16 protein-coding genes are annotated in these 14,291 nt (G+C 68.5%); 12 read left to right on the forward strand and 4 right to left on the reverse strand.

Going from position 1 to position 14,291, the window contains the following annotated elements; genetic code table 11:
* Positions 1-10: 10 nt before the first annotated feature.
* A complete protein-coding gene (gene moaB, locus HW532_RS04975; RefSeq protein WP_213163339.1) occupies positions 11-559 on the forward strand; it encodes a molybdenum cofactor biosynthesis protein B in 549 nt (182 codons plus the stop codon).
* Here moaB and HW532_RS04980 read toward each other — a convergent pair.
* Positions 490-1,140 (reverse strand): TIGR04282 family arsenosugar biosynthesis glycosyltransferase, encoded by a 651-nt coding sequence (locus tag HW532_RS04980; RefSeq protein ID WP_213163340.1) that lies wholly within the window; start codon positions 1,138-1,140, stop codon positions 490-492. The two genes, moaB and HW532_RS04980, sit on opposite strands and share 70 nt — an antisense overlap.
* Positions 1,137-1,841, reverse strand: coding sequence for a TIGR04283 family arsenosugar biosynthesis glycosyltransferase (locus HW532_RS04985; protein ID WP_246479559.1), 705 nt, complete (start codon positions 1,839-1,841; stop codon positions 1,137-1,139). Before HW532_RS04985 ends, HW532_RS04980 begins: the two co-directional genes overlap by 4 nt.
* 94 nt (positions 1,842-1,935) lie before the next feature.
* On the opposite strand from HW532_RS04985, the gene HW532_RS04990 reads away from it, so the two are divergent.
* The 3 genes from HW532_RS04990 to HW532_RS05000 all read left to right on the forward strand — a co-directional run bounded on the left by HW532_RS04990 (position 1,936) and on the right by HW532_RS05000 (position 5,019).
* Positions 1,936-3,045, forward strand: coding sequence for a PA0069 family radical SAM protein (locus HW532_RS04990; protein WP_246479560.1), 1,110 nt, complete (start codon positions 1,936-1,938; stop codon positions 3,043-3,045).
* 229 nt (positions 3,046-3,274) lie between these two features.
* Positions 3,275-3,841 carry a ribonuclease HII gene (locus HW532_RS04995; RefSeq protein WP_425491925.1) on the forward strand — a complete coding sequence of 189 codons (567 nt, stop codon included), beginning with the start codon at positions 3,275-3,277 and terminating at the stop codon, positions 3,839-3,841.
* A gap of 71 nt (positions 3,842-3,912) precedes the next feature.
* Positions 3,913-5,019, forward strand: coding sequence for a site-specific DNA-methyltransferase (locus tag HW532_RS05000; RefSeq protein WP_213163343.1), 1,107 nt, complete (start codon positions 3,913-3,915; stop codon positions 5,017-5,019).
* Positions 5,020-5,275: 256 nt separating this feature from the next.
* Here HW532_RS05000 and HW532_RS05005 read toward each other — a convergent pair whose 3' ends face one another.
* A complete protein-coding gene (locus tag HW532_RS05005) occupies positions 5,276-6,154 on the reverse strand; it encodes an A/G-specific adenine glycosylase (RefSeq protein ID WP_343068665.1) in 879 nt (292 codons plus the stop codon).
* Entirely contained in the window at positions 6,037-6,411 is a 375-nt protein-coding gene (locus HW532_RS22430; protein ID WP_343068652.1) for a hypothetical protein, read from the reverse strand. The genes HW532_RS05005 and HW532_RS22430 overlap by 118 nt, the downstream gene beginning before the upstream one ends.
* A gap of 92 nt (positions 6,412-6,503) precedes the next feature.
* Here HW532_RS22430 and HW532_RS05010 point away from each other — a divergent pair, with 92 nt between their 5' ends.
* The 8 genes from HW532_RS05010 to HW532_RS05045 all read left to right on the forward strand — a co-directional run bounded on the left by HW532_RS05010 (position 6,504) and on the right by HW532_RS05045 (position 14,083).
* Entirely contained in the window at positions 6,504-7,025 is a 522-nt protein-coding gene (locus tag HW532_RS05010) for a DUF721 domain-containing protein (RefSeq protein ID WP_213163344.1), read from the forward strand.
* A 75-nt stretch (positions 7,026-7,100) separates the two neighbouring features.
* Complete coding sequence (locus HW532_RS05015) at positions 7,101-7,781, forward strand: DsbA family protein (RefSeq protein ID WP_213163345.1); 681 nt, start codon at positions 7,101-7,103, stop codon at positions 7,779-7,781.
* A 48-nt stretch (positions 7,782-7,829) separates the two neighbouring features.
* Complete coding sequence (gene smc / locus HW532_RS05020; RefSeq protein WP_213163346.1) at positions 7,830-11,288, forward strand: chromosome segregation protein SMC; 3,459 nt, start codon at positions 7,830-7,832, stop codon at positions 11,286-11,288.
* A 238-nt stretch (positions 11,289-11,526) separates the two neighbouring features.
* A complete protein-coding gene (locus tag HW532_RS05025; RefSeq protein ID WP_213163347.1) occupies positions 11,527-11,955 on the forward strand; it encodes an AtpZ/AtpI family protein in 429 nt (142 codons plus the stop codon).
* Between the two features lie 28 nt (positions 11,956-11,983).
* Positions 11,984-12,697: a F0F1 ATP synthase subunit A gene (locus HW532_RS05030; RefSeq protein ID WP_213164433.1), complete on the forward strand. Its 714-nt coding sequence runs from the start codon at positions 11,984-11,986 to the stop codon at positions 12,695-12,697.
* Between the two features lie 48 nt (positions 12,698-12,745).
* Positions 12,746-12,973, forward strand: coding sequence for a F0F1 ATP synthase subunit C (locus HW532_RS05035; protein ID WP_213163348.1), 228 nt, complete (start codon positions 12,746-12,748; stop codon positions 12,971-12,973).
* Positions 12,974-13,090: 117 nt separating this feature from the next.
* Positions 13,091-13,576, forward strand: coding sequence for a F0F1 ATP synthase subunit B family protein (locus tag HW532_RS05040; protein WP_213163349.1), 486 nt, complete (start codon positions 13,091-13,093; stop codon positions 13,574-13,576).
* 21 nt (positions 13,577-13,597) lie between these two features.
* A complete protein-coding gene (locus tag HW532_RS05045; protein WP_213163350.1) occupies positions 13,598-14,083 on the forward strand; it encodes a F0F1 ATP synthase subunit B family protein in 486 nt (161 codons plus the stop codon).
* Positions 14,084-14,291: the final 208 nt, after the last annotated feature.

Genomic DNA, 14,291 nt, shown 5'->3' on the forward strand with positions numbered 1-14,291 from the left:
GAGATCTCCCATGCCCGGCATAGACGACAATCGCCCCTTCATCCCGATCCGCATCGCCGTCCTCACCGTATCCGACACCCGTTCCCTGGAGGACGACCGGTCGGGTACGGTGCTGGCGTCGCGCATCGAGGAGGCAGGCCACATCCTCGCCGACCGGACGATCGTCCGGGACGAGCCGGACGAGATCCGGGCGACAGTCTCCGCCTGGATCGGCGACGAGGCGGTCGACGCGGTCATCACCACGGGCGGCACGGGGCTGACCGGCCGCGACATCACGCCGGAAGCCGTCGCCCCCCTCTTCGACAAGGTCATCGACGGCTTCTCCACCGTCTTTCACATGATCTCGTTTCCCAAGATCGGCACCTCCACCGTCCAGTCGCGCGTGACCGCCGGCGTGGCGAAGGGCACTTACGTGTTCTGCCTTCCGGGCTCTCCCGGCGCCTGCAAGGACGGCTGGGACGGCATCCTCGCAAACCAGCTCGACTACCGCTACATGCCGTGCAATTTCGTGGAGATCATGCCGCGGCTCGACGAGCATCTGAAACGGGCCAAGGGCTGACGCCGCCAGCGCCGGTAGCTCTCCATGTCGTCGACATCCTCCAGCATCCGCAGCCGCGCGACACGCAGGCCCTCCAGATTGGCGAGCGTGTCCTCGAGCGCATGCGGGCCCGACCAGCGCACGCCCTCGAACATGCGCACGATGCGCGGCCGGCGCCTCTGGCCGACGAGCCAGTAGCCGCCGTCGCACGCCGGCCCGAAGACGGCATCGTTCGCCCCGAGCGCCCGGAAGCCCTCGGCGATGTCGCGGCGTGCGATGTCCGGGATATCGCTGCCGACAATGAGGACGGGCCCGGGCGGCATCCGGTCGAACAAGCGCTGCATGCGGCAGCCGAGATCGCCCCCGCCCTGCCCGAGCACGCCGACGCCCGGCGGCCACGCGGCGTGGGCGGCCGCGCTGTCCGGCGCGACGGCGAGCCAAGTCTGCCAGCGCGGGTCGCTTCCCAGGCGGCGCACCAGCGCCCACAGCATCGCGCGATAGCAGCGGGTCGCCTCCACAAGCCCGACCTCGCGGCCGAGTCGCGTCTTCACGCGGCCCAGCATCGGCGCCTTCGCCATGATGACGAGGCGGTTCGCGATCATCCGTAGAGCCGCTTGATCCGGGCGAGGCTCACGCCGGCGGCGTAGAGCGTGAGGCACAGCGCGTTACGCGCCATCCGCCTCGGATACCCCTCCCGGCGATAGCGGTCGGCGCTCGTCGTCGCCGTATGGGCAAGCCGGGTGAGATGGCGCCGACCGATCCGGCGCACGAGGTCCACATCCTCCATCAGCGGCAGGGCGCTGTAACCGCCGAGCCGCTCGTAGAAGGCGCGCGAGATGAGCAGGCCCTGATCGCCATAGGGCAGAGCCATGAGCCAGTAGCGCAGGCCGACGATCCGCTCCAGGAGGCGCGGCCAGGCACCGCGGTCGTCGAGCCTGAAGCGGAAGACGGCCGCCCTTTCGGCGTCGCCCGAGACCTGCGTCTCCTCGATGAACCGCCGCACCTCGTGCTCCCAGCCCGGTTCGAGAAGCGTGTCGGCATGCAGGAACAGGAGCCATTCCCCGCGCGCCGCATCCGCACCGGCGGCCAGTTGCCCGCCCCGTCCGCCCTTGGCCCTGACGATATCGCCGCCGGCCGCATCGGCGATGTCCAGCGTCTCGTCGTGCGATCCGCCGTCGACCACGACAAGCTGCTTCACCAGCCCCGAGATCACGCCGGGCACGAGGCTCGACAGGACCGGTACCAGCGTACCGGCGGCGTTGAGCGTGGGTATGACGACCGTCAGCATGATGCGGTGCAGCATAGCCGATGCCGGCCATGCTGCAAACTCCCCGTGTTCCCCGGCCTTCGCGTCTTTTGTTCTTGTTATGTTCCTTGACCGGGTTTATCATGCCCGCATGACGACGCTGATTGACCATAGGCCGTCCGCCCCCCAGGTGCCTCCGCCTCCCGGCCATGAGCGGGGCCGGGGCGCGCGCTCCAATGCGAGCGGGCGCTACGAGCGCGAGGCCCGCCTGATCTTCGACGACGGCTGGGGAACGCTGGAGGAGGAGACGCGGCTTTCCACCTCGGTGACCGAGGAACGGCCGAAGACCATCATCACACGCAATTCCTCGCCCGATATCGGCTTCGACCGGTCGATCAATCCCTATCGCGGCTGCGAGCACGGCTGCTCCTACTGCTATGCCCGCCCGAGCCATGCCTATATGGGCTTGTCTCCGGGGCTCGATTTCGAGAGCCGGCTGTTCGCAAAGCCCAATGCGCCGGAGCTTCTGCGCAGGGAGCTTTCGGATCCGAAATACACGCCCCGCACCATCGCGCTCGGCACCAATACCGACCCCTATCAGCCGATAGAGCGGCAATACCGCATCACGCGCGGCATTCTGGAGGTGCTCGCCGAGCTCGACCACCCGGTCGGCATCGTCACCAAATCCGCGCTTGTGACGCGCGACATCGACATTCTGGGCCCCATGGCGGAGAAGGGGCTCGCCAAGGTCGCGCTCTCCGTGACGACCCTCGATCCGTCGCTCTCGCGCGCCATGGAACCGCGCGCCAGCACGCCTGCAAGGCGGCTTCGCGCTCTGGAGATGCTGAACAATGCGGGCATCCCGACCGCTGTCATGGTGGCCCCGGTCATCCCGGCGCTCAATGACCGCGAGATCGAGGCGATCCTCAAGGCCGCCTCGGCCGCCGGCGTGGGCGAGGCCGGCTACGTCCTCCTGCGCCTGCCGCTGGAGGTGCGCGACATCTTCCGGGAATGGCTCATGGCGGAGCGGCCGGACGCGGCTGGCCACGTCCTCTCCCTCATCCGCTCCATGCGCGAGGGCAAGGACTACGACGCGACCTGGGGCCGCCGCCAGACGGGCACCGGCCCCTATGCCTGGACCATGGGCCGGCGGTTCGAGCTCGCCTGCAAGACGCTCGGTCTGAACAGGCGCCGCCTGAGCCTCAATACGGACCTCTTCAAGCGTCCGCCGCAAAAGGGCGAGCAACTCAGCCTGCTGTGAGCGGAGCGGAAAGCCCCCTCTTTGCGCCCCTCGCCGCTCATGCCCGCGGAGGCGGGCATCCAGGGGCGGATCGCGAGGGAATTTCAATCCCGCCGCAATCCGCTCCGGCCATATTGCCGTCCGGCGGGGCCTCGGCCAGACTGCCGGCATGCGGCAAGCCGATTCGAGAACGCCTGCGGGGCCCGACTACATGCACGAGATGCGTCTCGCGGCGGAAGGGACAGGGCCCGTGGCGGGGGTGGACGAGGCCGGCCGCGGCCCCTGGGCCGGGCCCGTCGTCGCCGCGGCCGTCGTGCTCGATCCGCGGAACATCCCCGAGGGGCTCGACGATTCCAAGCGCCTCACCGCGCAGCGCCGCGAGGCGCTGTTCGAGGAGATCATGGCCCGCGCCCACGCTGTCGCCGTGGAGGCGCCGGTGGAGCGGATCGACCGCGACAACATCCATCGGGCCACATTGTGGGCCATGGCGGAGGCCTGCCGGGCCCTGCCCGTCGCCCCCGCCTCAGCGCTGATCGACGGGCGCCACTGCCCCCCGCTCGCTTGCCGGACGCACGCACTGATCGGCGGCGACGGACTGTCGCTCTCCATAGCGGCGGCCTCCATCGTCGCCAAGGTCACCCGCGACCGGCTGATGGTCGCGCTCGGCCGCGACTATCCCGAATACGGCTTCGAGCGGCACAAGGGCTATGGCACCCCGGAGCACCGCATGGTGCTCGACCTGCTCGGCCCCACCCCCCATCACAGGCGCTCCTTCGCGCCCATTCGCGCGCTCGTCGAAAGAGCGCCCGCCGATTAATCCAAACTTTACGCTCTCCCGCGATTCTCAGTGGCTCCTGAACGAGTTAGTGAGTTGCGTTGGGGGTTCCCATGGGGATTGCGTCACGGTCGGACATCCGGCCCTTTCACGATACTGTACTGGCCGACGACTGCCTTCAGGCACTCGACCGGCTGCCCGCCAAATCCGTCGATCTGATCTTTGCCGACCCGCCCTACAACCTTCAGCTCAAGGGCGAGCTGCTGCGCCCCGACAATTCGCGCGTCAACGGGGTCGACGAGCAATGGGACCGGTTCACGGGCTTCGAGCACTATGACGAGTTCACCCGCGCCTGGCTGGAAGCCTGCCGCCGGGTCCTGTCGGACACCGGCACCATCTGGGTGATCGGGAGCTACCACAACATCTTCCGCATGGGCACCGTGCTGCAGGATCTGGGCTTCTGGATCCTCAACGACGTGGTCTGGCGCAAGACCAATCCGATGCCGAACTTCCGCGGCAAGCGTTTCACCAACGCCCATGAGACGCTGATCTGGGCGGCCAAGGACTCCGACCAGAAGCGTTACACCTTCAATTACGAGGCCATGAAGGCTCTGAACGACGACCTTCAGATGCGCTCCGACTGGGTGCTGCCGATCTGCACGGGCGGCGAGCGCATGAAGGACGGGGACGGCAACAAGCTGCACCCCACCCAGAAGCCGGAATCCCTGCTCCACAGGGTGATCCTGTCCTCGTCCAATCCGGGCGACGTGGTGCTCGATCCGTTCTTCGGCACGGGCACGACCGGCGTCGTCGCCAAGCGCCTCGGCCGCCACTATATCGGCATCGAGCGCGAGCCGGCCTATATCGAGGCGGCCGAAGCGCGGCTCGCCGCGACCGAGCCGGCCGACCCCGACGCGGTCAAGGTGTCGGCAGGCAAGCGCGCGGAACCGCGCATCCCGTTCGGCTCCATCGTCGAGCGCGGGCTCATAAAGCCGGGCACCACGCTCTACGATCCGCGCAAGCGCCATGCCGCCAAGGTGCGCGCCGACGGCTCGCTCGCCTGCGAGAACGCCACCGGCTCCATCCACAAGATGGGCGCCCATGTGCAGGGCGTGGAGGCCTGCAACGGCTGGACCTTCTGGCATCTTCGCCGCGGCAAGGATTTCGTGCCCATCGACATGATCCGCCAGGAGGTGCGCGCCGAGGTCGCCACCGCCTGAGCGCCCGCCCTCGACGCGGAATAACGAAACTGTTTCAGGGCCTTGCCGCCACCACCGGACTCTATTTGTCCGCCCGGTGAGGCAAGGTCCTGTTTTGACTCCGCGATCGCGCAATCATGCATCGCCCCCGTATCAGGGCGCTCTTGAGCAGGGCCCTTCGATCGCGCCTCCCGGTTGCGCCCCTGGCTCACGCCCGCGGAATTCGGGCCCCGGCGGCCTGAGCGCGAAAGGCGATTCAATCTCGCAGAACCCCGCGCTACGCCCCTGAAGCGACTCCGCTTTCGCGCACCGGCCGGTCCCAGTCCGGCCCCAGCACATGGCGCACGACCTTGCGCATGACATTCGGCAGAGCCTCCCCGTCGAGATCGGCGCGCGCCACCCAGCGATACCCCGCCCGGCCATCCGCCTCGTGATCGACCGGCTCTTGCGCGCGCCACACCTCAAGCTCCAGATGGAAATGCGTGAAGGTGTGCTCCACCCGCCCGGGCAGCGCCTGCCACGGCACGGTGAGCGGCGCGGCGGAGGCCGGGCTGGCGTCCGCTTCGTCAGCCACCGCCCAGGGGCTCGAGGGGACCTCCAGCATGCCGCCGAGCAGGCCCTGTTCGGGCCGGCGGCGCAGCAGCACGGCGCCGTCCGCCCGCTCCACCCAGAAGGCGATGCCGGAGCGCGTCGGGCGTTTCGCCTTGCGCCTCTTGCGCGGCAGCTCTTCGGCAAGGCCGCGCGCCCGTCCCTGGCAAGGATCCGACCACGGACAGATCAGGCAGTTCGCCTTGCGCGGCGCGCACACCGTCGCGCCGAGATCCATGAGCGCCTGGGCGAAGTCGCCCGCCCGCTCCTGCGGCACCAAGTTCTCCGCATGGGCCTTCAGGCGCGGCTTGGCATCCGGCAAGGGCTCCTCGACGGCGAAGAGCCGCGCCATCACGCGCTCCACATTGCCGTCGACGGCCGCTGCCGGCCGGTCGAACGCGATCGCCGCGATGGCCGCGGAGGTGTAGACGCCGATCCCCGGCAGTCCCTTCAGCGCGTCCACCTCCTGCGGGAACTGCCCGCCATGGCGCTCGACGACTTCCCTTGCGCATTTGTGGAGATTGCGGGCCCGCGCGTAATAGCCGAGCCCCGCCCATTCGCGCAGGATATCGTCGAGGGGGCCGAGGCGAGCGCCTCCACATCCGGCCAGCGCGCAACGAAGCGCAGGAAATAGTCGCGCACCGCCGCGACCGTCGTCTGCTGCAGCATGATCTCGCTCAGCCAGACGCGATAAGGATCAGCCGTCTCCCCCGGCCGGGCCCGCCACGGCAGGTCGCGGCGATGACGGTCGTACCAGGCGAGAAGGCTCTGCGCCATCACACGCGCGTGATCGCGATGGGCTTGGTCCGGGCTGGTGCGCGTCAAGGACATTTCCTATAGTCTGGCGTGGATCGGAAAGCGGTCACGGGGTCCCCACCGAGGGCCTATCACGAAACACGTGGCATCGGCACGCGGCAATGTCCAAACCCCTCTGGAACCACTTCGCAGGGCTGACACGCGCGACATTCGAGCGCTACGGCTTCGCCTATGCCGAGATCCTGTCGCAATGGCCGGCTATCGTGGGAGAGGAACTGGCGGCGATCAGCCAGCCGGAACGCCTGCGCTGGCCCCGGCTCTCGCCGCTCGAGGCAGAGGACAGCAAGGCGCGGCGCCAGCGCAAATATGGCGGCACGCTGGTGATCCGCGTCACGCACGGACGCGCGCTGGAGGTGCAGCACGACACGCCGCGCATCATGGAGCGGATCAACAGCTATTACGGATATGCGGCCATCGCGGAGCTGAAGGTCATCCAGGGGCCGCTTGCCCGGCGCGGCGACCGTGGCGCCCACCCGCCCGCGCCCCCGACGCTCGATGCGCCCGAGGAGCGCGCGCTCAGGCGCGAGATATCCGACATAGAGGATGACGGGCTGCGCAAGGCGCTGCACCGGCTCGGCCGCGGCGTGAAGACCAGGAGCAGGCACCCGCGCAAGACCGCGTGAACGCCGCCCGCCCCTTGTCCACAGCCGACAAAAAGGCTGTCATTTTGAAACAATATCTAGTAGTCAGGAGATAGGATGAAACTAGATCGTCGAAAGCTTGTGACCGGAACCATGGCCCTCGGCATCGCAGCCGGGCTCGACGGCTATTTCGGGCTCAATGGCCGGTCGGGATTCGGGCCCGCAAGCGCCGAAGCCGCAGCGGCGGATGCCGATCCCGCCGAGCTCGCCAAGCCGGGCCCGATGGGCGACATGGCGCTGGGCGAGGAGGACGCGCCGGTCACCATCGTCGAATACGCCTCGATGACCTGCCCGCACTGCGCGAACTTCCACACCGAGACCTTCCCCAAGCTGAAGGAAGAGTTCATCGACACGGGCAAGGTGCGCTTCGTGTTCCGCGAATTCCCGTTCGACGATCTCGCGCTCGCCGCCTTCATGGTCGCGCGCTGCGCGCCGGAGGACAAGTATTTCCCGATGATCGACATCCTGTTCGAGCAGCAGTCGACATGGGCCGGGCGCGGCGCCGATCCGCGCGAGGAGCTGTTCAAGATCGCCAAGCTCTCCGGCATGACGCGCGAGAAATTCGACGCCTGCCTGAAGGACGAGGAAATCGCCCGCGGCATCATGGCGGTGCGCGAGCGCGGCGCGAACGAGTTCGGCATCGATTCCACACCGACCTTCTTCGTCAACGGCAAGCTGCTGAGCGGCAACCGGCCGTTGGAAGAGTTCGAGAACGCCATCAATGCGGCGCTCGGCTGACGATGGAGCCGACACCGATGGGGTGAGCGGAAGGGGCGCAAACCGGGGATGAAGTTCACGCGGCTCAGGCTGTCCGGCTTCAAGTCCTTCGTGGAGCCGACCGAGCTCGTCATCGAGCAGGGTCTCACAGGCGTTGTGGGGCCCAATGGCTGCGGCAAGTCGAACCTTCTTGAGGCCCTGCGCTGGGCCATGGGCGAGAGCTCCTACAAGAGCATGCGCGCGTCCGGAATGGACGACGTCATCTTCTCCGGCAGCGCCTCGCGCCCCCAGCGCAACATGGCCGAGGTCACCATCGTCCTCGACAACAGCGCCCGCGCCGCCCCCGTCGGCCTCAATGACGACGAGGTGCTGGAGATCACCCGCCGCATCGAGCGGGAGGCCGGCTCCATCTACCGCATCAACGGGCGCGATGTCCGCGCCCGCGACGTCCAGCTCCTCTTCGCCGACGCCTCGACCGGGGCGCGCTCGCCGGCACTCGTGCGCCAGGGCCAGATCAACGAGATGATCAACGCCAAGCCCCAGGCGCGCCGGCGCGTCCTGGAGGAGGCCGCCGGCATCACCGGCCTCTATACGCGCCGCCACGAGGCGGAACTCAAGCTGAACGCGGCGGAAACCAACCTCGCGCGGCTCGACGACGTGATCGGCCAGCTCGAGCAGCAGCTCGCGAGCCTCAAGCGCCAGGCCCGCCAGGCCGCGCGCTACAAGGCGCTCTCCGGCGACATCCGCAAGCTGGAGGCCGCCCAGCTCTACCGCGCCTGGGCCGATGCCGCGCAGGCACTCCAGGACGAGGAGACCGGCTTCAAGGAGGCGACGCGCACGCTCGCCGAGCGCACGGGCCACGCCTCCGCCGCGGCACGCCTGCGCGAGGAGGCCGCCGGCCGGGTGCCGAAGCTGCGCGACGACGAGGCGGTCCGCGCCGCCGTCCTCCAGCGCCTCGAACACGAGCGCGACGGCCTCGACGAGGAAGCCCGGCGCGCGGACGCCCGCAAGGCGGAGCTCGAGGCCCAGCTCGAACAGCTCGGCGCCGACCTCGCGCGCGAGAGCGACCTCATCGCCGACAGCGATCGCGTGCTCGCCGAGCTGAAGGAGGAGGAGGACACGCTCAAGGCCGCCGAGGGCAGCGATGCCGACACGCACGCACAGGCCGCAAAGGCTATGCAGGCCGAGGCCGACAGGCTCGCCGCCGCACAGGAGGAGACCGACGCGGCCGCCGCGCGGCTGAGCGAGCTCTCAGCCCGCCGCCAGACGCTCGAGCGCAGCGTCGCCGACCATGCCGGCCGGATCGAGCGGATCGAGCGCGAGCTGAACGGCGTCGCCGGCCAGCGCGAGACACTCGCCGCCGATGGCGTCGCCGGCACCGAAGGCGAGACGCTTGCTGCAGCGCTCGCCGGGGCGGAAACCGCCGCAACGGCCGCCGAACAGGCCGTGACGGACGCCGAGACGTCGGTCGCGGAGGCCCGCAAGGCCGAGACGCAGGCCCGCTCCGTGCGCGACGAGGCGCGCCGACGTGCCGACACGCTGGAAACCGAGGTGCGCACGCTGTCGAAGCTCCTCATGGTCTCCGACGGCGATCTCTGGCCGCCCATGCTCGATGCGGTGACCGTCGCGCCCGGCTACGAGCGCGCGCTCGGCGCGGCACTGGGCGACGATCTCGACGCCGCGGCCGACACCGCCGCGCCGATCCACTGGGCCACCCTGCCCGCGCTTGCCGACCCGCCTGCCCTGCCCGGCGCCGCCGAACCGCTGTCGCGCGTCGTCCAGGCCCCGGAGGCGCTCGCCCGCCGCCTGTCGCAGACCGGCGTCGTGTCCCGCGAGGAGGGCAAGGCGCTCCAACCCTCGCTGAAGGCCGGCCAGCGCCTGGTCTCGGCGGAAGGCGACCTTTGGCGCTGGGACGGCTTCACCGCCGCCGCCGACGCGCCGAGCGCCGCCGCCCAGCGGCTTGCCGAACGCAACCGGCTCGCCGACCTCACCAAGGAGGCGGAGTCCGCCCGCGCGGACGCCGATACGGCGGAAGACGCGCTCACGGCGGCCCGCTCCGCGCTCGAGGCCGAGCAGACCCGCGAGCGGGAGACCCGTGAGGCCGCGCGCGCTGCCCGCGCCGCGGTCGATGCCAGACGCGCCGACTTGTCCGCCCACGAGCGCCGCGAGAGCGAACGCACAGCCAAGCTCAGCGCGCTCGACGAGGCCGCCCGCCGGCTCGGGGCCGATCTGGAGGAAGCCCGCGCCGCCCATGAGGCCGCCCGCACCGAATATGACGGCATGGAGCCCCTCGATACGCTGAAGGCGGAGGTCGACCGCCTGCGCGGCGTGCTGGCCGGACACCGCGCGGCCTATGCGGAGGCGCGCGCCCATCACGACGGGCTGGAGCGGGAGGCGCGCATGCGCCGCGACCGGCTTTCCCGAATCGAGGAGGAGCGCCGGTCCTGGCTGGACCGCACCGGGCGCGCCAGCCAACAGGTCGCATCGCTGGAGGAGCGCCGCACCGCGATCCGCACGCAACTGACGGGGCTGGAGAAGACACCCCAGGAGATCGAGGCGCGCCGCAGCAAGCTGATGAGCGCCCTGCGCGATGCGGAAGCCCAGCGCAAGGAGGCCTCCGACGCGCTCGCCGATGCGGAGAACACGTTGCGCGAGGCCGAACATGCCGCGCGCGAGGCGGAGGCCGCACTGAGCGACGCACGCGAGGAGCAGGCCCGCCGCGAGGCCCGCCGGGACGCGGCGCGCGAGCGGCTTCAGGACACCGCGGCCCGTATCGACGAGGTTCTCGAGGCAACGCCGGAGGAGGCGCTTGCCGCCGCTGGCGCGGAGACCGCCGACGAGCTGCCCGCGCCGGACAGGATCGCCAGCGATCTCGCCCGGCTGAAGGCGGACCGCGAGCGTCTCGGCAGCGTCAATCTCCGCGCCGACGAGGAGGCCGAGGCCGTCGACAGCCAGCTTGGCGAGCTCACCGCCGAACGCGACGACGTGGTCCAGGCCATCCAGCGGCTGCGCCAGGGCATCGCCAGCCTGAACCGCGAGGGGCGCCAGCGGCTGCTGGAGGCCTTCGAAACGGTCAACGCCAATTTCGCCGAGCTCTTCGCCACGCTGTTCGGCGGCGGCCATGCGGAGCTCCGTCTGGTGGAATCGGACGATCCGCTGGAGGCGGGCCTGGAGATCATGGCCAATCCGCCGGGCAAGCGCCCGTCGACGCTCACGCTCCTGTCCGGCGGCGAGCAGACGCTGACAGCCATCGCCCTGATCTTCGCGGTGTTCCTCACCAATCCCTCGCCGATCTGCGTGCTCGACGAGGTGGACGCGCCGCTCGACGATTCCAATGTGGAACGCTTCTGCAACCTGCTGAACGCCATGCTGGAGCGTGCCGACACGCGATTCCTGATCATCACCCACCACCCGCTGACCATGGCGCGCATGAACCGGCTGTTCGGCGTGACCATGATGGAACGCGGGGTGAGCCAGCTTGTTTCGGTCGACCTGGAGACGGCGGAGGGGTTGCGCGAGGCGAGCTGAACACCGGCCCCCGGGAGGCCCTTGGCGACCCCGGGCGATTCCACCGTCGCCGCCTGCTTATGCGCAATATGTGGCACGACCAAATGCCGCATCCGCCAAATCGGCAAAAAACGTGTTCACAACCAACCGGTTAGAAGACGCTCGCGCGGCTTGACACCTCCCCTGCCCGCTTCTATGTTGCGCCGCGGCTTTCAAGGGGGCGTAACCGCTCTCGTGCGGGCCGAAAAAGGGGGTCTGAATGGGCGATGACCGCTCGCCGACGTCGTCCGACCAACTGAGGGATTTCAAGGAGCGTCTCAACCGCGCGCAAGCCTCCATTCGTGAGCGGGATCGGGAGGCATATGGCAGCAGTTCAGCCTACAGTTTCGGCCTGCGCATCGCGACGGAACTCGTTGTCGCAATAGCAGTCGGGTTCGGAGCGGGCTGGGGTCTCGACCTCTGGCTGGGCACCAAGCCGTGGTTTCTCGTGCTGTTCATAGTGCTGGGCGCGGTTGCGGGTATCTTGAACGTGGTCCGAGCGGCGCATTCGGCCGAGGCCAGGCGCCATCTGGGGATTGCAGAATCGACATCGGGCGACGAGCCCGGCTCGGACAGGATGGAGAGATCGCGCAAGGCGCGCGGCAGGCAGGGACAGGAAGACGGTGGCAACGGAGAACGTACAGGCTGAACACGGCGGTGGTCTCGCCCTCGATCCGATGCATCAGTTCGAGGTCACGCCGCTGATCAAGATTCCGCTCGGCGGCATCGACGCGCATTTCACCAATTCGAGCCTGTGGATGGTGATCGGCGTCGCCCTGATCCTCATCGTCATGCTCGCGAGCTCGCGCAAGCTCGTCCCCGGGCGTCTGCAATCGGTCGCCGAGCTTGGCTACGAATTCGTCGCCAACATGCTGCGCGACACGGTGGGCGATGCTGGCCGACCCTATTTCCCGTTCATCTTCACGCTGTTCGTGTTCATCCTGGCCATGAACATGCAGGGCATGCTGCCCGGCTCGTTCACCGTGACGAGCCATATCATCGTCACCTTCGCCATGGCGCTCGCCGTCTTCATCGGCGCGACGATCATCGGTTTCATCAAGCATGGCTTCGGCTATCTGAAGCTGTTCGTGCCGTCCGGCGTGCCGAGCGTGCTCCTGCCGCTGCTCGTGGTCATCGAGGTCATCTCGTATTTCACGCGGCCGATCAGCCTGTCGGTGCGACTGTTCGCCAACATGATGGCGGGCCACACCATGCTCAAGGTCTTTGGCGGGTTCGTGGTCGGGCTCGGCGTTCTGGCGGGCTGGGTGCCCCTGGCGGTCATGGTCGCCATCACCGGCCTGGAGGTGCTCGTCGCCTTCCTGCAGGCCTATGTCTTCGCCGTTCTGACTTGCATCTATCTCAACGATGCAATTCACATGCACGATCACTGACGACTTAATCGGTTCATCCAGTTTGACCAACAAGAGGAGTTTGAACACATGGACGCGGAAGCAGCTAAGCTGATTGGTGCGGGTCTCGCAGCCATCGCGCTTGCTGGTGCGGGTGTCGGCATCGGCCTGATTTTCGGCAACTACCTCGCCGGCGCGCTGCGCAACCCGGCGGCCGCACCGGGCCAGTTCGCCAACCTGCTGCTGGGCTTCGCGCTCGCAGAGGCGACCGGCCTGTTCGGCCTGGTGGTGTCGCTCATCATCCTGTTCGTGTTCTGAGAACGCCGCCGTCCGCGCGCCGGGCGCTTGCCGTCCGGCGCATGTGAAACGGCCTGAGACCGCCGCATACCATGCCGCGGTCGATGCCGTGACAGCGAAAACGGGACCTATCAAGCGATGCCCCAGCTAGATTTCGCCTCATACGGGCCCCAGCTCATCTGGCTCGCGATCACCTTCGCCATCCTGTATCTCGTCATGGCGCGGATCGCGCTTCCCGGTGTCGGCGGCGTGATCGAACAGCGGCGCAACCGCATCGCCAGCGATCTCGACGAGGCCAGCCAGCTTCGGGGCGAGACGGAGAAATCCGACGAAGCCTACAGGGCAACCCTGGCGGAAGCCCGTGCCAAGGCGCACGGCATCGGCCAGGAGACGCGCCAGAAGCTCAATGGCGAGATGGAGGCGGAGCGCGCCAAGGTCGACGCCGAGCTGGCCGAGAAGCTCAAGGAGGCGGAGGCCCGCATCGGCGAGATGAAGGCCGACGCGATGTCCGGGATCAAGGATGTCGCGACGGAGTCCGCAACCGAGATCGTCAAGGAGCTGGTCGGCGGGCGCATCGCCAAGACGACCGTCTCCAAGGCGGTCGATCAGGTCGCCGGCAAGTAAGGCGGGAATTCGGAGAGCCTCATGTTGTCATCGCCGGAATTCTGGGTTGGCGTCTCCTTCGTGATCTTCCTCGGGGTGCTGGGCTATTTCCGCGTCCACACCCGTGTCCTCACCTCTCTCGACGACCGGGCCGACCGGATCCGCAAGGAGCTGGAAGAGGCGCAGCGCCTGCGCGAGGAGGCCCAGGCCATGCTGGCCGAAGCCCAGCGCAAGCAGCGCGAGGCGGAGAAGGAAGCCGAAGACATCCTCGCCCAGGCCAAGGAGGAGGCCAAGCTGATGGCGGCCGAATCCAAGAAGACCATCGAGGATATGATCGAGCGCCGCCGGGAGATGGCGGAGTTCAAGATCGCCCAGGCCGAGGAGCAGGCGATCAAGGACGTCCGCGCCGCCGCCACCGATCTGGCCATTTCCGCGGCCGGCGAGGTCATCGCCCAGCAGGTCAAGGGCGAGAAGGCCCAGAAGCTCATCGATGACAGCATCGGCGTGCTGAAGAAGCGCCTGAACTGACGCGTCGCCCCGACAGTCCACACATGCAGAACGCCCCGCCGGAGAAATCCCGGCGGGGCGTTTTTCTTGGCATCGGGGCCGACCGGGTTCGGCGGACCTCGATGTCGCGGCTCGCGGCCTCCCTCTACCCGTCATCCCCGAAAGCGGGGATGACGGCAAACCCGAATTGGCCCGAGAGCGGGGGACCGCGATCCCCCGCTGGACCAGG

It is taken from the genome of Kaustia mangrovi (assembly GCF_015482775.1).
Lineage (GTDB): Bacteria > Pseudomonadota > Alphaproteobacteria > Rhizobiales > Im1 > Kaustia > Kaustia mangrovi.